19 protein-coding genes are annotated in these 17,789 nt (G+C 69.2%); 8 read left to right on the top strand and 11 right to left on the bottom strand.

Going from position 1 to position 17,789, the window contains the following annotated elements; all coding sequences use genetic code 11:
• Window positions 1–146 precede the first annotated feature (146 nt).
• The 8 genes from ACGTNG_RS08465 to ACGTNG_RS08430 form a co-directional block, all read right to left on the bottom strand.
• Window positions 147–1,715 (bottom strand): cytochrome D1 domain-containing protein, encoded by a 1,569-nt coding sequence (locus ACGTNG_RS08465; RefSeq protein ID WP_394576575.1) that lies wholly within the window; start codon window positions 1,713–1,715, stop codon window positions 147–149.
• The gene (cobA, locus tag ACGTNG_RS08460) at window positions 1,715–2,563 is read right to left on the bottom strand and encodes a uroporphyrinogen-III C-methyltransferase (RefSeq protein ID WP_394576574.1); all 849 of its coding nucleotides are present in this window, start codon (window positions 2,561–2,563) and stop codon (window positions 1,715–1,717) included. Before cobA ends, ACGTNG_RS08465 begins: the two co-directional genes overlap by 1 nt.
• A 15-nt stretch (window positions 2,564–2,578) precedes the next feature.
• The gene (gene nirJ / locus ACGTNG_RS08455; RefSeq protein WP_394576573.1) at window positions 2,579–3,796 is read right to left on the bottom strand and encodes a heme d1 biosynthesis radical SAM protein NirJ; all 1,218 of its coding nucleotides are present in this window, start codon (window positions 3,794–3,796) and stop codon (window positions 2,579–2,581) included.
• Window positions 3,797–3,814: 18 nt separating this feature from the next.
• Entirely contained in the window at window positions 3,815–4,372 is a 558-nt protein-coding gene (gene ahbB / locus ACGTNG_RS08450) for a siroheme decarboxylase subunit beta (RefSeq protein WP_394576572.1), read from the bottom strand.
• A complete protein-coding gene (locus ACGTNG_RS08445; RefSeq protein WP_394576571.1) occupies window positions 4,347–4,805 on the bottom strand; it encodes an Lrp/AsnC family transcriptional regulator in 459 nt (152 codons plus the stop codon). The genes ahbB (ACGTNG_RS08450) and ACGTNG_RS08445 overlap by 26 nt, the downstream gene beginning before the upstream one ends.
• On the bottom strand, window positions 4,802–5,335 hold the full coding sequence (ahbB, locus tag ACGTNG_RS08440; protein ID WP_394576570.1) for a siroheme decarboxylase subunit beta: 534 nt from the start codon (window positions 5,333–5,335) through the stop codon (window positions 4,802–4,804). Before ahbB (ACGTNG_RS08440) ends, ACGTNG_RS08445 begins: the two co-directional genes overlap by 4 nt.
• Window positions 5,332–5,805 carry an AsnC family transcriptional regulator gene (locus ACGTNG_RS08435; protein ID WP_394576569.1) on the bottom strand — a complete coding sequence of 158 codons (474 nt, stop codon included), beginning with the start codon at window positions 5,803–5,805 and terminating at the stop codon, window positions 5,332–5,334. The genes ahbB (ACGTNG_RS08440) and ACGTNG_RS08435 overlap by 4 nt, the downstream gene beginning before the upstream one ends.
• 96 nt (window positions 5,806–5,901) lie before the next feature.
• Window positions 5,902–7,632, bottom strand: a complete 1,731-nt coding sequence (locus tag ACGTNG_RS08430) for a cytochrome D1 domain-containing protein (RefSeq protein ID WP_394576568.1) — start codon at window positions 7,630–7,632, stop codon at window positions 5,902–5,904.
• A gap of 356 nt (window positions 7,633–7,988) precedes the next feature.
• Between ACGTNG_RS08430 and ACGTNG_RS08425 the strand changes: the two genes are divergently transcribed.
• From ACGTNG_RS08425 to ACGTNG_RS08415, 3 genes are all read left to right on the top strand, one after another.
• Complete coding sequence (locus ACGTNG_RS08425; protein WP_394576567.1) at window positions 7,989–8,324, top strand: c-type cytochrome; 336 nt, start codon at window positions 7,989–7,991, stop codon at window positions 8,322–8,324.
• A 64-nt stretch (window positions 8,325–8,388) separates the two neighbouring features.
• A complete protein-coding gene (locus tag ACGTNG_RS08420) occupies window positions 8,389–9,591 on the top strand; it encodes a cytochrome D1 domain-containing protein (protein WP_394576566.1) in 1,203 nt (400 codons plus the stop codon).
• Between the two features lie 135 nt (window positions 9,592–9,726).
• Window positions 9,727–10,896 (top strand): globin domain-containing protein, encoded by a 1,170-nt coding sequence (locus ACGTNG_RS08415; protein WP_394576565.1) that lies wholly within the window; start codon window positions 9,727–9,729, stop codon window positions 10,894–10,896.
• Window positions 10,897–11,042: 146 nt separating this feature from the next.
• Here ACGTNG_RS08415 and ACGTNG_RS08410 read toward each other — a convergent pair whose 3' ends face one another.
• A complete protein-coding gene (locus tag ACGTNG_RS08410; RefSeq protein ID WP_394576564.1) occupies window positions 11,043–11,600 on the bottom strand; it encodes a hypothetical protein in 558 nt (185 codons plus the stop codon).
• Window positions 11,601–11,649: 49 nt separating this feature from the next.
• Window positions 11,650–12,078, bottom strand: a complete 429-nt coding sequence (locus ACGTNG_RS08405; RefSeq protein WP_394576563.1) for a globin — start codon at window positions 12,076–12,078, stop codon at window positions 11,650–11,652.
• A gap of 199 nt (window positions 12,079–12,277) precedes the next feature.
• Between ACGTNG_RS08405 and ubiU the strand changes: the two genes are divergently transcribed.
• The 5 genes from ubiU (at window position 12,278) to ACGTNG_RS08380 (ending at window position 16,891) form a co-directional block, all read left to right on the top strand.
• Entirely contained in the window at window positions 12,278–13,273 is a 996-nt protein-coding gene (gene ubiU, locus ACGTNG_RS08400) for a ubiquinone anaerobic biosynthesis protein UbiU (protein WP_394576562.1), read from the top strand.
• Between the two features lie 8 nt (window positions 13,274–13,281).
• Window positions 13,282–14,199, top strand: a complete 918-nt coding sequence (locus ACGTNG_RS08395; protein ID WP_394576561.1) for a U32 family peptidase — start codon at window positions 13,282–13,284, stop codon at window positions 14,197–14,199.
• On the top strand, window positions 14,196–14,936 hold the full coding sequence (locus ACGTNG_RS08390; RefSeq protein ID WP_394576560.1) for an anaerobic ribonucleoside-triphosphate reductase activating protein: 741 nt from the start codon (window positions 14,196–14,198) through the stop codon (window positions 14,934–14,936). The genes ACGTNG_RS08395 and ACGTNG_RS08390 overlap by 4 nt, the downstream gene beginning before the upstream one ends.
• 28 nt (window positions 14,937–14,964) lie before the next feature.
• Window positions 14,965–16,098, top strand: coding sequence for an AraC family transcriptional regulator (locus ACGTNG_RS08385; RefSeq protein ID WP_394576559.1), 1,134 nt, complete (start codon window positions 14,965–14,967; stop codon window positions 16,096–16,098).
• Window positions 16,099–16,303: 205 nt separating this feature from the next.
• The gene (locus tag ACGTNG_RS08380; protein ID WP_394576558.1) at window positions 16,304–16,891 is read left to right on the top strand and encodes a DUF6448 family protein; all 588 of its coding nucleotides are present in this window, start codon (window positions 16,304–16,306) and stop codon (window positions 16,889–16,891) included.
• 129 nt (window positions 16,892–17,020) lie between these two features.
• On the opposite strand, the gene ACGTNG_RS08375 is transcribed toward ACGTNG_RS08380, so the two are convergent.
• Window positions 17,021–17,764, bottom strand: coding sequence for a ribonucleoside-diphosphate reductase (locus ACGTNG_RS08375; protein WP_394576557.1), 744 nt, complete (start codon window positions 17,762–17,764; stop codon window positions 17,021–17,023).
• Window positions 17,765–17,789: the final 25 nt, after the last annotated feature.

The raw sequence follows: 17,789 nt of genomic DNA, 5'->3' as shown, positions 1-17,789 counted from the left end.
CTGTCGCGAGCGAAGAGAGGCTGACCGCCGCCGGAGCGGAGCAACCGGAGTTGACTGGCGGCTCAATGAGGATTTGACCGGGCCGGCGTTCCGGCACCGCCGGTGGCCAGGATATCGAGCGCAGCAAGGAATGACGGCTTTTCGACTCAGTGGCTGGTGCCCTCCTCGTACCGCGTCTTGTTCCAGACGTTGTACTTGCCCGAGGGCCTGCTCATCGGGATGCGTTGCTCCTCCTCGAGGGTGACGGCGTCGTAGACGATCACCGCACCGTCCTCCTCCCACAGGCTCAGCAGCAGCTTCTCGCCGTCGCGGTCGAACTCCACGTGGGCGGCGGTCTTGCCCGGCTCGGGGGTCAGGGTCTCGACGATCTCGAGGCTCGCCTTGTCGATCACGTGCACCCGGTCGCGGTTCGGGCCGAAGAAGACGTCCACCCAGGCGTAGGGCGAGTTGGCGTGGCTGCGCATGAAGAAGCCGGGGCCGTCGGTCTCGAGGGTCTTGATCACCGTCCAGTCGGTCATGTCGATGATCGACACCGCCGCCCGGGTCAGGTGGGGCGTGGCCATGACGCGGCGCCCCTGGTGCTCCCAGGTGATGCCGGAGCCCAGGTGCGGCATGCCCTCCAGGGGCAGGTCGGCGACCTTCTCGCCGCTGTCCAGGTCGATCACCATGCCGCCCTGGCCGCCCCGGGAGGCGCCGATCACGTGGCGATAGGCCGGGTCGAAGAAGAAGTCGTCCAGGTAGTCCGGCACCGGGAGGCGGCGCACCCGGAAGGTGGGCGTGTCGTGACGGCGCCTCGGCTCGAGCGGGGTGGCCATGTGCCCGGTGGAGACCACCGGCTCGGTGGGCAGCGGCCAGGGAATCTCCCACACCTCCTCGAGGTCCTTGAGCGCGGCGATGAAGCTGCCCCGGGGCGGCGCGGCGTAGACAGCGCTGACCCGCGAGCTATCGCCATTCTCGCCGACCACCGGGTAGACCTTCATCAGGTCGAGGTTGTGGGCATCGAAGAGCACCAGGCTGTGGGGCAGGTAGTTGGCGGCCATGACGTAGCGGCCGTCGGCGGAGACGGCGATGTTGCGCATGTTGATGCCGGCGCGCACCTCGGCGACCACCTCGAGGTTGTAGAGGTCGACCTTGGTGATCCAGCCGTCCCGGGAGCCGAAGAAGACGTAGCGCCCGTCCGGGGTGTACTTGGGCCCGCCGTGCAGGGCGTAGCGGGTCGGGAAGCGGTGGATCCGCTCGAAGGTGTCGCCGTCGAGCACGCTGGCGTGATGGTCGCCGGTCTCCACCACCACGAAGAGGTTGAGCGGGTCGGCCTCGAAGCGCGGCGTGTCGGGCAGCGAGCCGTCCGGATGCGGGACCGACTGGCTGGCGAGGATCTCGTCGCGCCCCCAGGTGGGTGCCACCTCGGGTTCGCGGTAGAGCCACTCGGCGAGCGACGCGATCGCCGCGTCGTCGAGCCGTTCGCCGAAGCCGGGCATCTGGCTGGCCGCCCGGCCGTCACGGATCACCGTCTCGGCGGCCTCGGGCGTGAGCCTGGAGAGGTTGCCCGGCAGCAGCGCCGGGCCGATGCCGCCGAGGCGATCCTCGCCGTGGCAGGAGGCGCACTGGGCCCGGTAGAACGCCTCGGGGCCGTCGGCCAGTGCCGGCGAGAGGAGCGTCATCAGCGCGGCGCCGAGCAGGGTCGCGAGGCCGCGGGGGAGCGAGCGCACGGGCATCAGAGCGCCACCCGCCGGGGCACCAGCTCCAGCGTCTCGCCCTCGATGAAGGTGGCCTCGGCCGGGGTGGGCTGGGCCAGGGTCGAGGCCAGGCGCACCACCTCGCCCACCACGATCAGCGTCGGCGGCTGGAGCGCCTCGCGGGCGATGGTCTCGACCAGCTCGCCCAGGCAGGTGATCACCCGGCGCTGCTCGGGGGTGGTGCCGCGCTCCACCAGCGCCACGGGATGGCTCGCCGGCAGGCCGTGGTCCTGCAGCTGGCGGCTGATCAGCTCGGCATTGGCCAGGCCCATGTAGAACACCGCCGTGTGGTGGGGCACCGCCAGGGCGCTCCAGTCCAGGGCCAGCTCGCCGTCAGCCTTGCAGTGGCCGGTGACGAAGGTGACGCTCTGGGCGTGGTCGCGATGGGTCAGCGGGAAGCCGCCGTAGGCCGCGCAGCCCTGGGCGGAGGTGATGCCCGGCACCACCCGGAAGTCGATGCCGTGCTCGATCAGCACCTCGGCCTCCTCGCCGCCGCGCCCGAAGATGTAGGGGTCGCCGCCCTTGAGCCGCACCACCCGGCGGCCCTCCTCGGCCAGGCGCACCAGCAGCGCATTGGTCTCGTCCTGGGTCAAGGCGTGGCAGCGCGACGCCTTGCCGACGTAGAAGCGCCGGGCCCGTGGGTTGGCCAGGGCCAGCACCTCCCTGGAGACCAGGCGATCGAAGACCAGGCAGTCGGCCTGCTCGAGCAGCGACAGGGCGCGCAGGGTCAGAAGCCCGGGATCGCCCGGGCCGGCGCCGACGATGGCCACCTCGCCGGGCGCCATGGGCGCCTCGGCGAGGTCATAGGAAACGCGACGTGACGGCATGGGGATCTCCTCGCCTTACGGGATTTCGATGGCCTGGATGGGAGCAAAGGGGGCGCCGACGCGCCGCTCGGCCGCCTCGGCGACCCCGATCTCGCGGTTGGCCAGGTAGCAGCCGGGATCCTCCTCCCAGGGGTCGCCGGTGACCTTCCAGGCCCGCACCCGGGTGTTGCCGTTGCAGATCGGCAGGAAGCGGCAATCGGCGCAGCGCCCCTTGAGCGGCCGTGGCCGCTGGCGAAAGCCGATCATCAGCGGGTCCCGGGTATCGCGCCAGATCGCGGAGAAGGGCATCTCGCGGACGTTGCCCAGGGTGTGGTCCCACCAGAAGGTATCGGGGTGGACGTTGCCCAGGTTGTCGATGTTGGCGATGTGCTCGCCCGAGGCGTTGCCGCCCCAGTCGATGAGCTGTCGCTCCAGGGCCTCGGCCCGCTCGGGTAAGTGCTCGCGGGCCCACATCAGCAGGAAGGGGCCGTCGGCGTCGTTGTTGCCGGTGACGTACTCGCGCCGGATGCCGCGTGCGAGCTCGGCTCGGCAGTGGTCGAACAGCCGGGTCATGGCGTCGCGGGTCATGCGGTACCAGGCGTCCTGCTTGCTGTGGCGCCGGCCGCGCCCGCCGTAGTTGAGGTGCGAGAGGTAGAACTTGTCGACGTCGTGCTCGTCGATCAGCGCCAGGATGTCGTCGAGCTGCTCGACGTTCTCGCGGGTCAGGGTGAAGCGCAGCCCCACCTTGATGCCGCGCGCCTTGCACAGCTTCACCGCGTGCATCGACTCGCGAAAGGCGCCCTGGCGCTGGCGGATGGCGTCGTGGGTGGCCTCCAGGCCGTCGATGCTGATGCCCACGTAGTCGTAGCCAACGTCGGCGATGGCGTCGATATTTTCCTCGGTGATCAGGGTGCCGTTGGTGGAGAGCCCGGTATAGAGGCCGAGCTCGCGCGCCCGGCGCGACAGCTCGAAGATGTCGGGGCGCATCAGCGGCTCGCCCCCGGAGAGGATCAGCGCCGGCACCCGGAAGGCCTTGAGGTCGTCGAGCACCGCGTGGGCCTCGGCGGTCGAGAGTTCGCCGGCGAAGTCGATGTCCGCCGAGGTGGTGTAGCAGTGCTTGCAGGTCAGGTTGCAGCGGCGGATCAGGTTCCAGATCACCACCGGCCCGGGCGGCTTGCGGGCCCCTGCGCGCGGCGCCTGTCCCGGCGCCGCCGGTTCCATCAGGCTCTGGATGTAGCGGGTGACGCGAAACATGGCGTTCTCCTGCCGTCGTTAGGCGAGCGGGGCGCGGCGCGCCAGGCGCAGCCCGGTCTTCTTGAGGATGCGCGAGCTGTAGAGGATGCGGTGGTCGCGGCAGGCCTCGCCGAGGCGGGCGCGCAGCGCCTCGGCCTGGCGTTCGACCTCCTCACGGCTGCGCCCGTGGAGCATGGCGAAGAGGTTGTAGGGCCAGTGGGGCCGATGCCGTGGGCGGCGATAGCAGTGGCTGACGCCCTCGATGGCGGCCACCTCGCGGCCCAGCCGCTCGACCTCGGCGTCGTCGACGTCCCAGACGGTCATGCCGTTGGCCACGTAGCCCAGGCGATAGTGGTTGGGCACCGCGGCGACGCGCCGGATCACCCCGCGCGCCTCCATCGCCCGCATGCGCGCGAGCACCTCCTCGCCCTCGAGGCCCACCTCGCGGCCCACCGCGCCCCAGGGATCGGGCACCAGCGGCAGCCCGGCCTGGGTGGCCAGCACGATGGCGCGGTCGTGGGCGTCGAGGCCCCGTTCGTCGGGACCGGTGGCATCGCGAATCGAGCCCCGGCTAGACCGGCAGATGGAGACGGACATGGAACTCCTCCTCCTTGGGCATGTTGTAGACCGGCAGGCCGGTGGCCGCCTCGATGGCCGTGATCACCTGGTCGATGCGCGCCGGGGTCTCGGTGGCCAGCACGAACCACATGTTGAGCGCGTGCTCGCGCCGGTAGTTATGGGCCACCTCCGGGAAGGCGTTGACCGCCTCGACGACCCGCTCGTAGTCGGGCTCCGGCACCGCGAGCGCCGCCAGGGTCAGGCCGCCGCCCAGCCGCTCGGCGTGGTACATGGGGCCGAAGCGGCTGAGCATGCCGCTCTCGCGCAGGCGCTCCAGCCGGTAGAGCAGGTCGCCCTCGGCGATGCCCAGCGCCTCGGCGACGACCGCATAGGGACGCGCCACCAGCGGCAGGCCCTCCTGCAGGCGATTGATCAGGCGGCGATCCACGGCGTCCAGCTCGGCCAGGCTCATGCGTCCTCCTCCCGGGCATAGCGGGCGCCGCACTGGCGGTAGGCGCGGGTGCTGAACAGCGCCCGGTGGGGGATCCCCTCGAGGCCGAGCCGCGCGACGATCGCCGCGAGCTCCTCGAGCACCCGCTCGCGGCGCGCGCCGTGGATCATGCAGAAGAGGTTGTAGGGCCAGTCGGGCCGCCGTCGCGGGCGCCGGTAGCAGAGCGTCACGGCGGTCTCACGGGCCAGCCGCCGCCCCACCAGGGTGACCCGCTCGTCCGGCACGTCCCACACCACCATGGCGTTGGCCCCAAGGCCCAGGTGGCGATGGCGCACCACCAGGCCGAAGCGCTTGATCAGCCCCTCGGCCTGCCAGCGACTGACGCAGGCCATCGCCTCCTCCTCGGCGAGGCCGGCCTGCTCGGCCAGGGTCTGCCAGGGCCGCGACGTGAGCGGCAGGCCCTGCTCGAGCAGCGCGCGCAGGCGACGATGGGCCGCCGGCTCATCAAACGAGCGGGCGGCCTCGAGGGAGAGCGGGGTCGCGGGTCTCATAGGCGCTCCAGTTCGGCCCAGGGAATGGGAAACGCCAGATCGATATGGAAGCTCTCCAGCATCGGCAGGCGCAGGATCGGCACGCCCAGGCGCGCCTCGAGGGCATCGAGACGCGCGTCGAGCGCGGATGCGTCGGGGGCGGTCATCACGAACCAGAGGTTGTAGTCGTGCTCCCTTGCGTAGTTGTGGTTGACGCCGGGGGCGGCGTTGATGAGCTCTGCGAAGGCATCGCGCTCGGCCTCGGGCACCGCCACGGCGGCCAGCAGGCTGGCGCCGGCGCGGGCATGGTCGAAGACCGGCCCCACGCGGCTCAGCACGCCCCGTGCCTGCAGGCGCTCCAGGCGCGTGATCACCTCGTCCTCGGCGGCGCCCAGGCGCTCGGCGATCCGCGCGAAGGGTCGGGAACAGACCGGCAGGCCGCGCTGGTAGCTGTCGATCAGGCGGCGGTCCAGCGCATCGAGGTCCTGCACCTGTCCATGTGGGGGTCGGCAATGCATCGGCACAGCTCACTCAGGGCGGGGAAGGCGGGCGGGCCCCCGAGGGCCCGCCGCCGTGTCCCGCTCGGTTCAGTAGATGTCGTGCTGGGTGTTGATGACGTTGAACTTGCCGGTCGGGGTGACCAGGCGCTCGTCCTTGATCACCTTCTTCAGCTCGCGAGTCTCGTCATCCACGACCACCAGCGCGGAAGTCTTGTCCGAGGTGTTCCAGACCGAGAACCACACCTCGTCGCCGGCCTGGTTGTACTCGGGCTGGACGACGCGCTTGGGCCCCTCGCCCACGTCGGCCCACTCGGCGATGGGCAACACCTCATAGCCGGCCTCCAGGTCGTTGACATCGAAGACCGCCACGCTCTGGCTGATCGCCTCGCCCGGGTTCAGCGCGGTGTCGACGTAGAGGTTGTCGGACTCGGGGTGGGTCTTGATGAACAGCGAGCCGCCGCCCTGGCCGTCGAGGGTGCGCACGACCTGCCAGGCGTTGTCGGGATGGCCCTCGGGGTCGGTGCCGATCAGCTGGATGGTGGCATCGCCGAGGTGGCTGGTGGCCCACACAGGACCGAACTCGGGATCGACGAAGTTGGCGCCGCGCCCCGGATGGGGAATCTTGCCCACGTCGACGATCGCCTCGAGCTCACGCTCCTGGGCGTCGATCACCACGATCTGGTTGGACTCGTTGGCCGCGGTGAGGAAGTAGCGACCCGAGGCGTCCCAGCCGCCGTCATGCAGGAAGCGCGAGGTCTCGATCTCCACCGTGGAGAGCGCCTCGAGGTTCTCGTAGTTGACCAGCTGGACCTTGCCGGTCTCCTTGACGTTGACGATGAACTCGGGGTGCTGGTGGGAGGCCACGATGGCCGCGACCCGCGGCTCGGGATGGAACTCCTGGGTGTCCACGGTCATCCCGCGGGTGCTGACGATCTTCTTCGGCTCCAGGGTCTCGCCGTCCATGATCACGTACTGGGGCGGCCAGTAGGCGCCGGCGATGGCGAACTTGTCCTCGTAGCCCTCGTACTTGGAGGTCTCGACCGAGCGGGCCTCCATGCCGACCTTGATGGTGGCGACGATCGACGGCTCCTCCATCCACAGGTCGATCATGTCCACCTTGGCGTCGCGGCCGATCACGAACAGATAGCGACCGGAGGCGGAGAGGCGCGAGATGTGCACCGCGTAGCCGGTGTCGAGGATCTTGACGATCTCCTTGCTGCCCCCGTCGATCAGCGCGACCTGACCGGCGTCACGCAGGGTGACCGAGAAGAGGTTCTCGAGCTCCAGGTCATTCATCTGCTCGGTGGGGCGGTCCTCGGGGGCCACCTTCACCTCCCAGGTATCGCGCATCTCGGGCATGCCGAACTCCGGCGGCACCGGCGGCTCGTGCATGATGTACTTGGCCATCATCTCGACTTCCTCCTCGGTGAGATCCCCCGAGGTGCCCCAGTTGGGCATGCCGGCCGGCGAGCCGTAGGTGATGAACGCCTTCAGGTAATCCAGGCCGCGCTCCTGGGTGATGTCGGTGGTCAGCGGCTTGCCGGTGGCCCCCTTGCGCAGCACGCCGTGACAGCCCGCGCAGCGCTGGAAGTAGATCTCCTTGGCCTGCTCGAACTCGGTCTCGGTCAGGTCCGGCGCGCCGGGCGTGCGCACGACCTTGGCGGAGCCCGGGTCCACGGTGGAGGACGTGCCCTGATAGGCGCTCTTGGCCTCGTCGACCTCCTTGTGGCCATCCTGAGCCTGGGCCGCCGTGATACCCATGGCGACGGTCGTCACTGCCACCACCAAGGGCTTGAGATACCAGTGTTTCTTCATCATCGTTCCACCTCTGTCATGATCCTCGGATGCGCTGCCGCCAGGCCATGCCGCTGTTGTTGTTCGACGGACGGCCACCCGACGCGAACGCATGGTCGATGACCCTCCTGGCCCTGAAGAGTGGTCCATGAACGCGCATAATTCATGCATCTTTAGCGATGTCCGACGCACTTTCCCCGCCGGCATTGACCTGCGTCAACGGCCATCGGCCCCTACCTCCAAAGAGGCGTTGCCAGCCGTTGCGCGCCGTGCTTGATGTGAGCGGTAAGACGCCGCCTTGACCGTCGTCATGGCGCGGCGCCACGAGCGCCGCGAGACTGGAGGCGCCCTGCTGAAGACGCTCTGTCCGAGGAGATGCCATGCCCCTGCCTGCCCCCCGCCTTCTGCTGCTGGCCCTCTGCTGGCTGCCGGTCGCGGCGCTCGCCGACGGCGCGCTCTCCGACGAGCGAGAACAGGAACTCGAGACGCTGCTCTATCAGGACTGCGGCTCCTGTCACGGCATGACCCTGCGCGGCGGGCTGGGACCGCCCCTGCCGCGATCGCGCATGAACGCCTATGATCGCGACGGCCTGGCCGCGCTGATCCTCAATGGCGTGCCCGGCACCGCCATGCCCGGCTGGGCGGGATTACTCAGCGAGCAGGAGGCCCGCTGGCTCGCCGATCACCTGCAGCACGACAACCCCCTGGATGAGTGAGCGCGCCACGCCCCGGCCCTCGACGCGGCACTCGACACGGCTCTCGCTACGAGAAGGAATCGCCATGAAGCTCCCCGGACTGCGCACGCCCCTGATCGCTCTCGGCCTGGCCGCCATGCTGGCCGGCTGCCAGGCCACCCCGCCGGTCGAGCCGCGCGGCACCGGGGATCTCGGCGTGGTGGTCGAGCGCGCCACCGGCAGCCTGGCGGTGGTGGACACCAGCGAGCGTCGGATCCTCACGCGCGTCGAGGGGCTCGGGGACCTGTCCCACGCCTCGGTGAAGTTCTCCCGCGACGCCCGCTACGCCTTCGTCTTCGGCCGCGACGGCGGGCTCAGCCGGGTCGACCTGCTCAGCGGCGAGATCACCCACCGCGTGATGCAGTCCGGCAACAGCATCGGCGGCGCCATCTCCCAGGATGGCTCGCTGGTGGCGGTGGCCAACTACGAACCGGGCGGGGTGCGGCTCTTCGACAGCGAGACCCTCGAACCGGTGGCCGAGATTCCGGCCACCTATCGCAACGCCCAGGGCGAGACCGTGCGCTCCAAGGTGGTGGGGCTGGTGGACGCGCCGGGCAACCGCTTCGTCTACAGCCTGTTCGAGGCGGGCGAGATCGCCATGATCGACACGAACGGCGAGACGCCGGCGGTGACACGCTTTCGTGATATCGGCGAGGCGCCCTACGACGGCCTGATCGGCCCCAACGGGCGCTACTACATCGCCGGGCTGTTCGGCGAGGACGGCCTGGCGCTGCTGGACCTGTGGCACGTCGAGGAGGGCGTCACACGCATCCTGCCCGACTACGGTCGCGGCGAGAAACGCCTGCCGGTCTACAAGATGCCGCACCTGGAGGGCTGGGCGGTGGCCGGCGACGAGGCCTGGCTGCCGGCGGTGGGCCGCCACGAGGTGCTGGTCGCCGACGCCGACGACTGGTCGCTTAAGGAGCGCATCCCCGTCCACGGCCAGCCGATCTTCGTGATGAGCCGCCCCGACGAGCGCCAGGTGTGGGTCAACTTCGCCCATCCCGACAACGACGTGGTGCAGGTGATCGATACCGAGACGCGCCGGGTCATCCGCACCCTCTCCCCGGGCGAGGCGGTGCTGCACATGGAGTTCACCCCCAAGGGCGAGCACGCCTGGGTCTCGGCCCGGGACAGCGACCGGATCACCGTCTACGACACCCGCACCTTCGAGGTGCTGGCGACCCTCGAGAGCGAGTCGCCCAGCGGCATCTTCTTCACCGACCGGGCCCACCGCATCGGGCTATAGGCACGCGCCAGGGCGAGCAGCGGGCGGCGCCGCCCGCCCTGCGACATTTTGCGTCAGCCCCGCGGGGTGTCGGCGGCGACCTTTAAGATGTATTTTACATACCTCTTAAAACATCCCCCTGACCGGAGCCCTGCCATGCTGACGCCAGACCAGGAACGCCTGATCGCCGCCACAGCCCCCGTGGTGGCCGAACATCTCGACGCCATCACCCAATGCTTCTATCCGCTGATGTTCTCGCGCTATCCCGAGGTAAAACCGCTATTCAACGAGGCCCACCAGCGTGACGGCGGCCAGCCCCGGGCGCTGGCCGGCGCGGTGCTCGCCTATGTGCAGCTGCGCCAGGATCCCCAGCAGGCGCGGGGCGCGATGGGCACCATCGTCGGCAAGCACGTCGCCCTCGGCATCCAGCCCGACCAGTACCCCATCGTCGGCGAGTGCCTGATGGCCGCCATCGGCGAGGTGCTCGGCGAGGCGGTGACGCCGGAAGTCGCCGCGGCCTGGAGCGCCCTCTACGAGGAGCTCGCCGGCCTGCTCATCGAGCTGGAGGACCATCGTTACCACGAGTTCGCCCGGCGCCCCGGCGGCTGGCGCGGCACGCGCCGCTTTCGCATCGCCGACATCCGCCGCGAGAGCGCGGTGATCCGCTCCTTCGTGCTCGAGCCCGAAGAAGGCGGCCTGGTGGCCAATCACGCCCCGGGCCAGTTCATCGGCGTGCGGCTGACCATCGACGGCGCGCCGGTCTATCGCCACTACAGCCTCTCGGACGTGCCCAACGGCCGCTCCTACCGGATCTCGATCAAGCGCGAGCCCGAGGGTAAGGCGAGCCGGCACTTCCATGACGCCATGGCGGTGGGCGACAGCCTGGAGCTGCTGCCGCCCGCCGGCGAGCTAACCCTGCAGGAGGGCGACGAGCCGCTGCTGCTGGCCTCCGGCGGCGTCGGCCAGACGCCTCTGCTCCCCATGGCCCGCCACGCCCTGGCCGCGGGGCGCCGGGTGATCTATCTGCATGCCGCCCTGGACGCCGAGCACCACGCCTTCCGCGACGAGGTGGCGGCGCTGGCCGCCGAGCATCCGCAGCGGCTGCGCGCCGTGAGCGTCCACGAGCGCGGCGGCGATGCCGACCATATCGGGCGCATCGACCGCGCGCTGCTGGCCCGCCTGCTGCCGGAAGGCGCCCGCTGCTACTTTGTCGGCCCCCCGGGCTTCATGACCGCCGTGGACCAAGCGCTGGCCGCCCTCGGCGTGCCCGACGAGCGCCGCCACTACGAGCACTTCGGCCCCTCACGCCCCCTCGAGGCCGCCTGACGCTGGCATGACAGCAGGCTCAGGACCCCGTTCCAGGAGCACGCCCCGACACCACGACGCCCCGGCCATGCCGGGGCGTCGTCGTAAGCGGGCCAGCAGGATCCGGTCGGTCTGGCCGCCGTCGCGGATCGGCGCACGCCCTCGCCTTAGGGGGTATCGATACCCCAACTATCGGGCACAGGCTGAGCCTCGAGCCCCGCAAAACGATCCGTCACGTAGCGGCTGTGACAGGCCACGCAGGACTGGGTCATGTGATGGAAGACGTCCACCTGCTTCGGCGTATTCCGCTGTCTACCCGCCTCGGCCAGTGACGCCGCCAGCTCATGTAACCTCGCGTCCAACTGCAGAAACGCCGCCGGCACCGCGTCCTTCAGGTCCCGGCGATCCTGCTGGGTAAGGGACTGTTCGAGGATAAAACTGTCGTGGATGGCCTGACCATGGCCTGCCACCTCGTCATGCCTGCCCTGGATGATGGCGCTGTACGTCGCCTGCATCGCCGCCTCGATCTCGACCATCTCCTTGACCAGCAGCCCGCGCAGCTTCTCGGTCAGGTCAGGGCCCACCGGCTCCGCGGCACCAGCGACGCTACCCGCCGTCACCATGCCCAGTATCGCGGCACCGACGATGGCTCGGCGGCAACGTCGTGGGCCGAGCCACCGGAGGGCCGTGCTGAAGGTTTCACTCACTGCGGTGCGTGTGTTCATCGCGATACGCCTCACTCTATCGGTGTCGCGCCCTCTTCGAGGACGCCTCCTAGCCGGTACGATCCCCCCGGTCGTAATGGAACGTCATGAAGACGATGCCCGGCGTCATCACCAGCCGCCAGGCCAGCTCGACGTCGTCGTCGAAGGCCTCGTCGAAGGCGCGCACCGTGTCGATCAGGCACTCGAGCCAGAGATCGTAGAGCACCGGGGGGATATCCCGATGGGCACGGTCGTGGCTGATCGCCACCTGCTGGAGGTAGTAGTCGGCGTGGCTCGAGGCGTAGAACGCCAGCAGGTGGTAGAAGGCCTTCTTGAGCATCGCCTGCTGGCGCGCCATGTCGGTGTAGCGAAACTTCTCGGCGACCGCCGGCGAGGCATCGATGAAGCGGTCGTAGAAGGCCGCGAAGAACGCCCGCCCCTCGACCTCGCGGTCGAGCACCCGCACGTAGCTCTCATCGAAGAGGCGTTCGATATCCATGGCCACCCCGCATGGTGAACGATCCTGATCTCAGCCTAGGTCAGGCGCGCACGCACGCCATGGCCGGGGGACGTTCGGCGGGCAGGACATGACCTGGATCATGCCGGGAGCGAATGCCCGGCCCGGCATGACGCCCGTCAAGGGCAGGGCCGGGAGGGTCGACTAGCATGGCCGGGTTTTCATCGAGAGGAGTCGCGCCATGGAGCTCGTTTGCCCCGCCGGCAACCTGCCCGCCCTGAAGCGCGCCGTGAACGAGGGCGCCGATGCCGTCTACTTCGGCTTCCAGAACACCACCAACGCGCGCCAGTTCGCCGGGCTCAACTTCACCGACAAGCGCGCCGGGGAGGGCATCGACTACGCCCACGCCCGCGGCAAGCGGGTGTTCTGCGCCATCAACACCTACCCGCAGCCGGACGGCTGGGCGATGTGGACTCGCGCCGTGGATCAGGCCGCCGAGCTCGGCGTCGACGCCCTGATCATGGCCGACATGGGGCTGCTCGACTACGCCGCCCGGCGCCACCCGAACCTCGACCGCCACCTCTCTGTGCAGGGCTCGGCGACCAGCCATGAGGCGCTGCGCTTCTACCATGAGCAGTTCGGCATCCGGCGCGCCGTGCTGCCTCGGGTGCTCTCCATCACCCAGGTCCGCGACCTGGCAAAGCAGAGCCCGGTGGAGCTCGAGGTGTTCGCCTTCGGCAGCCTGTGCATCATGGCCGAGGGGCGCTGCTATCTCTCGTCCTACCTCACCGGCGAGTCGCCCAACACCCGCGGCGTCTGCTCGCCGGCGGCCCATGTGCGCTGGGAGGAGACGCCCCGGGGCCTGGAGTCGCGCTTGAACGGCGTGCTGATCGACCGCTACGCCAAGGGCGAGCGGGCCGGCTACCCGACCCTCTGCAAGGGGCGCTTCGCGGTCGATGGCGAGACCTACCACGCCATCGAGGAGCCCACCAGCCTCAACACCCTGGAGCTGCTCCCGGAGCTCAAGCAGCTCGGCATCAGCGCGGTGAAGATCGAGGGCCGCCAGCGCAGCCCCGCCTACGTCTCGAAGGTCGCCGGCATCTGGCGCCAGGCCCTGGATCGCGTCGCGCGCGCCCCCGGGCACTTCCGCGCGGACCCCGCCTGGATGACCGGCCTCGGCGAGCTCTCCGAGGGCGCCACCACCACCCTGGGCGCCTACGAGCGGCGCTGGAAATAGGAGGCCTCATGACCGCCACGACCCTGGAACTGAGCCTGGGCCCGGTGCTCTTCTACTGGACCCGCGAGCAGTACGTCGACTTCTACCGCGCGGCCGCCGACTGGCCCGTCGAGACCGTCACCCTGGGCGAGTCGGTCTGTTCGCGGCGCCGCGACATGAAGCTCGACGACTGGCTGGGACTCGGCCGCGAGCTGGCCCAGAGCGGCAAGCGAGTGGTGCTGGCGAGCCAGACCCTGATCGAGTCCGAGGCCGACCTGCGCGACCTGCGCAAGCTCTGCGACAACGGCGAGTTCACGGTCGAGGCCAACGACCAGAGCGCGGTGCAGCGCCTCGCCGCCGCCGGGCTGCCGTTCGTCGCCGGGGCCGCGCTGAACCTCTACAACCCGGCCTCGCTCGCCGTGCTGGCGCGGGCCGGCATGCAGGGCTGGCAGGCGCCGGTGGAGATGTCCCGGGAAGACCTCACCCGGCTACTGGCCGACTGCCGCGACCAGGGGCTCGAGCAGCACTGCGAGGTCTTCGCCTACGGCCACCTGCCGCTCGCCTGGTCGTCGCGCTGCTTCACCGCCCGGCGCCATCAGAAGCCCAAGGACCGCTGCCAGTTCGTCTGCCAGCAGTATCCCGAGGGCCTCGCCCTGCGCTCCCAGGAATCGCGGGAGGTGTTCACGCTGAACGGCATCCAGACCCTCTCCGGCGCCTGCCAGGACCTGCGCCACGAGCTGCCGACCATGGCCGGGATGGGCGTGGCAAGCGCCCGACTGAGCCCGCGCGCCGAGGGCATGGCCGAGGTGGTCGACGCCTTCGATGCGGCGCGGCATGGCGCGCTGCCCGCCCGCGACCCGCTGGCGCTGGTGGAGGCCGAGGTCTGCGACGGCTACTGGTATGGCCGTCCCGGCATGGACAACACCCGCGGCGTGGCCGCGCCGTGAGCACGCCGGGCGGGGGGCGGCCCGGCGCCGGCGACATCCGCCTGCCGGTGGCGAGCCTGACCGCGCTCAGCACGACGGACTTCCCCGGCCGTCGCGCCGCGGTGATCCACCTCCAGGGCTGCCCGCTGCAGTGCGGCTACTGCGAGGTCAGCGAGATGGCCGTCCCGCGCCGCGGCGATCCCGGCGAATGGCCGGCGATGCACGCCTTCCTGATGGCCCGGACCGAGGGGCTCGATGCCGTGGTGTTCAGCGGCGGCGAGCCCACCCTGCATGCCGACCTGCCGCGCGCCGTCAAGCAGGCCCGCGCGCTGGGGCTGGCCGTGGGACTGCAAACCGCCGGCCCCTATCCGGAGCGCCTGGCCGACCTGCTGCCGCGGCTCGACTGGGTGGCCCTGGACATCAAGGGGCGCGGGCGGGACGTCGACCGGATCTGCGGGCGCCGCGGCATCTGGCAGCCGCTGGCCCGCAGCCTCTCGCTGCTGCTGGAGGGCGCGACTCCCTTCGAGTGTCGCACCACGGTGCACTGGCGTGACTTCTCCCTGGACGACCTGGAGCGCCTGGCGATGACCCTGGCCGACTGCGGCGTGCGCCACTACGCCCTGCAGCTGGCCCGCCTCGAGCGCTGCCGCGACCCCGACTACTGCCTGCCGGTGGCCGGCGCCCCGCCCCGGGAGGCGCTGGCGGCGCTGGTGCGCCGGCTGGCGCCCCACTTCGAGGGCGTCGAGCTGCGCGTCTGAGCCGGCAAACCGAGGATAGGCCTCAATCATGTATCTGACGCTTGCCGATATCCTGTTGGCCACCAGCATCCTGCAGTCATTGGCCCTGGCCGCCTTCCTGCTGCTGCCCGAGACCTTTCGACAAGTCAGCAACCGGCTGCTGGCGGCCAGCCTCCTCGCCTTCGCAGCCGGCCTCGGCGAGGTCTTCCTCTATTCCACCGGCGTCGCCCTGCGGCATCCGAACCTGGCCTACCTGGGCACCCTGATGGGCCTGCTCCAGGCGGGCCTGCTCTATCTCTACGCAAAGTCGCTGATGTATCGCGACTTCCGGCTCGTTCCAGGACACGCCATCCATACCCTGCTGTTCTGGGTGGTCTCGGCCATCTTCCTGGTGGAGTACTACCTGCAACCCGGCGAGGTGAAGCTCCAGATACTGATGAGCCGCGACCACCCGGGCGTGCTGAGCTCTCCCCTGCTGGCCGCGGCCATCCACCTGGTGTTCCTCGGCTACCTGTGGGCCACCATTCGAGCCCTCGGCCGCTTCGGCACCACGGTGCGCCAGCTCTTCTCGAACCCTGAGAACAAGCAGCTGGCCTGGCTGCGCATGCTATTGATCGGCTACGCCTTCGTCTGGACCCTCAGCCTGCTCTACTGCCTCTCCGCCCATGTCTTCAAGAGCAATGCCAGCGTCCAGTGGGTCTCCGCCATAGCTGCCGTGACCGGCTTCCTGTTCATCAACTACCTGGTCATTAACGCCCTGCGCCAGCCCGTCATCTTCTCGGGGTTGAGCGCCGAGGAAGCACGCCTTGCCCAGAGCGACGACGACCCGGACGCACCAGAGGAAGACGTGGATGATGAACTGCTGCGGCGCCTCGCGACCCACATGACAGAGGCCAAACCCTACCTGGATGCCAACCTTTCCGTGGCACAGCTGGCACGCCAGCTCGGTGTGCCTGCAAGAGAACTGTCACGCACCATCAATCGGGGACTCGAGAAGAGCTTCTTCGAATTCGTCAGCGACTACCGCATCGCCGAGGCTCGCCGGCGACTGCAGGTGGATGATCCCGGCACCACCATTCTGCAGGTGATGTACGACTCGGGGTTCAACTCCAAGTCGGTGTTCAACACGGCGTTCAAGAAGGCCACCGGCATGACACCCAGCGCCTATCGTGCTCGCTCATAGCCAGTCACCACGCTCATCACCCAACCTCTCGGTGTTCGACTTTCCGCTCCCCGAATAACGAACCATCAGGATACTGATTTAAAAGGATTTCCAAAGGGGTTCGAGCTCAGGTTTTCGAACGACCCCGACGTCTCGGCTCCCTAGCATGGAGGCACAGTCGATCAGCAACTCGACTGACTCATCCATGACGTTGGAGCAAGACACCATGACACTGCCACTTCGTAAGCAACTTCTGGCCATCGGTACCACTTTCGCCCTTTCCCTGTCACTGGTAACGCCGGCGCTCGCCCACTGCGATGCCATGGACGGCCCGTTGATCACGGAAGCCCAGAGGGCCCTCGACTCGGGCGATATCAGCCCTCTGCGCAAGTGGGTACCGGCCAAGGATGAAACCGCACTAGCAGAGAGCTTCGACAAGACACTGGCGGTGAGGAAGCTCAGCGACGACGCCCAGGAACTGGCCGACAAGCAGTTCTTTGCCACCCTGGTGGAGATTCACCGTACCTCGGAAGGCGCTCCCTTCACCGGCATCAAACCGGCAGGCGACATCGATCCAGCCATCCAGGCGGCCGACCGCTCACTGGAAGAGGGTGAGATCGATGCCTTCCTGGCGCGCGTGGTCGAGCAGTTCGAACGGCAGGCCCGCTCGGCTTTCGAGGCCACCCTCGCGGCCAAGCAGCGGGCCGACGACAGCCCCGAGCTCGGCCGGGAGTTCGTCGAGGATTACGTGAACTACGTGCACTACCTCGAGGAGGTGCACAGCGTGATCGCAGGTAATGCCAGTGCCCACTGAGCATTGAGCAACACCTCATTGAGCAACAACGCCCCGGGGCGCACTGCGTCCCGGGGCGTTTTTTTCTGGCCCTGGCGGCCGTTCAGCCGGGCCGGCCGGCGTTATCCACAGGGCCCTTGGCGGGCCCGCTTATCCACACTTGGACCAGCCGCAGCCGGAGTAGCAGGTGGGGCAGCCGTCCATCATGATCAGCTCGCCGTTGCACTCCGGGCAGTGGCCGACCACGGCGGGGCCGCCGCCGCTGTGTTCCTGCGCCTGGCGCTCGGCCTGCTCGAGCTCCTCCGGGGTGGGCGGGTGCCAGGGATGGCCGCTCGCCAGGCGCTGGGCGTAGCGGCTGACCAGCTCCTCCACCGGCACCTGGTTGCCGTCCTGGTCGAGGAAGCCGCGACGGTAGAGGATCTGCTGGATCGACCAGGCGATGGCCGCGACCTCGGAGTCGTGGAACACCGGCTTGCCCCAGCGGTTCATGCCGCAGCGCACCAGGCCCTTGTCCCAGGCCACCTTGCGCAGGTCGGCCACCGCCTGGGTGACGTAGCCACCCCGGGCGGCCAGCGACAGGCTGCGCATGGTGGCGGTGATCCACTGGTGCTCGCTGGAGAGCTGGCCCGAGGGGAAGAAGAACTCTACCGGACGCTCGATCACCACCCGCTTGCCGTTGACCACGCCCTCCACCGGCATGAACGACACCAGCAGGTAGACCTTCTTGCGCCCCTCGGCACCGACGTAGGAGATCTTCTCCGACACGGCCTCGAGGGTCCCCTCGGGACGCGAGGGGATGCGCACCGTGAGCGGGTTCTCTTCGGCCAGCGGCGGCTCTTCCACCGCCTTCTTGACGCTGTAGGACACGATCTTGGAATTGATCTCGACGGCCATCAGGAGGCTCCTCCGGAAAGTTTGT

The organism is Halomonas sp. B23F22_3 (assembly GCF_043496965.1).
In the GTDB taxonomy this organism is placed as follows: domain Bacteria; phylum Pseudomonadota; class Gammaproteobacteria; order Pseudomonadales; family Halomonadaceae; genus Halomonas.
This window is presented reverse-complemented; position numbering and strand designations above follow the sequence as displayed.

Bases quoted from the DNA above. Each gene is read 5' to 3' on its own strand.
- ahbB (WP_394576570.1), bottom strand. From the start codon at position 5,335: ATGAGACCCGCGACCCCGCTCTCCCTCGAGGCCGCCCGCTCGTTTGAT.
- ACGTNG_RS08375 (WP_394576557.1), bottom strand. From the start codon at position 17,764: ATGGCCGTCGAGATCAATTCCAAGATCGTGTCCTACAGCGTCAAGAAG.
- ubiU (WP_394576562.1), top strand. From the start codon at position 12,278: ATGGAGCTCGTTTGCCCCGCCGGCAACCTGCCCGCCCTGAAGCGCGCC.
- cobA (WP_394576574.1), bottom strand. From the start codon at position 2,563: ATGCCGTCACGTCGCGTTTCCTATGACCTCGCCGAGGCGCCCATGGCG.
- ahbB (WP_394576572.1), bottom strand. From the start codon at position 4,372: ATGTCCGTCTCCATCTGCCGGTCTAGCCGGGGCTCGATTCGCGATGCC.
- ACGTNG_RS08385 (WP_394576559.1), top strand. From the start codon at position 14,965: ATGTATCTGACGCTTGCCGATATCCTGTTGGCCACCAGCATCCTGCAG.
- ACGTNG_RS08405 (WP_394576563.1), bottom strand. From the start codon at position 12,078: ATGGATATCGAACGCCTCTTCGATGAGAGCTACGTGCGGGTGCTCGAC.
- ACGTNG_RS08415 (WP_394576565.1), top strand. From the start codon at position 9,727: ATGCTGACGCCAGACCAGGAACGCCTGATCGCCGCCACAGCCCCCGTG.
- nirJ (WP_394576573.1), bottom strand. From the start codon at position 3,796: ATGTTTCGCGTCACCCGCTACATCCAGAGCCTGATGGAACCGGCGGCG.
- ACGTNG_RS08420 (WP_394576566.1), top strand. From the start codon at position 8,389: ATGAAGCTCCCCGGACTGCGCACGCCCCTGATCGCTCTCGGCCTGGCC.
- ACGTNG_RS08380 (WP_394576558.1), top strand. From the start codon at position 16,304: ATGACACTGCCACTTCGTAAGCAACTTCTGGCCATCGGTACCACTTTC.
- ACGTNG_RS08395 (WP_394576561.1), top strand. From the start codon at position 13,282: ATGACCGCCACGACCCTGGAACTGAGCCTGGGCCCGGTGCTCTTCTAC.
- ACGTNG_RS08445 (WP_394576571.1), bottom strand. From the start codon at position 4,805: ATGAGCCTGGCCGAGCTGGACGCCGTGGATCGCCGCCTGATCAATCGC.
- ACGTNG_RS08465 (WP_394576575.1), bottom strand. From the start codon at position 1,715: ATGCCCGTGCGCTCGCTCCCCCGCGGCCTCGCGACCCTGCTCGGCGCC.
- ACGTNG_RS08410 (WP_394576564.1), bottom strand. From the start codon at position 11,600: ATGAACACACGCACCGCAGTGAGTGAAACCTTCAGCACGGCCCTCCGG.
- ACGTNG_RS08430 (WP_394576568.1), bottom strand. From the start codon at position 7,632: ATGATGAAGAAACACTGGTATCTCAAGCCCTTGGTGGTGGCAGTGACG.
- ACGTNG_RS08425 (WP_394576567.1), top strand. From the start codon at position 7,989: ATGCCCCTGCCTGCCCCCCGCCTTCTGCTGCTGGCCCTCTGCTGGCTG.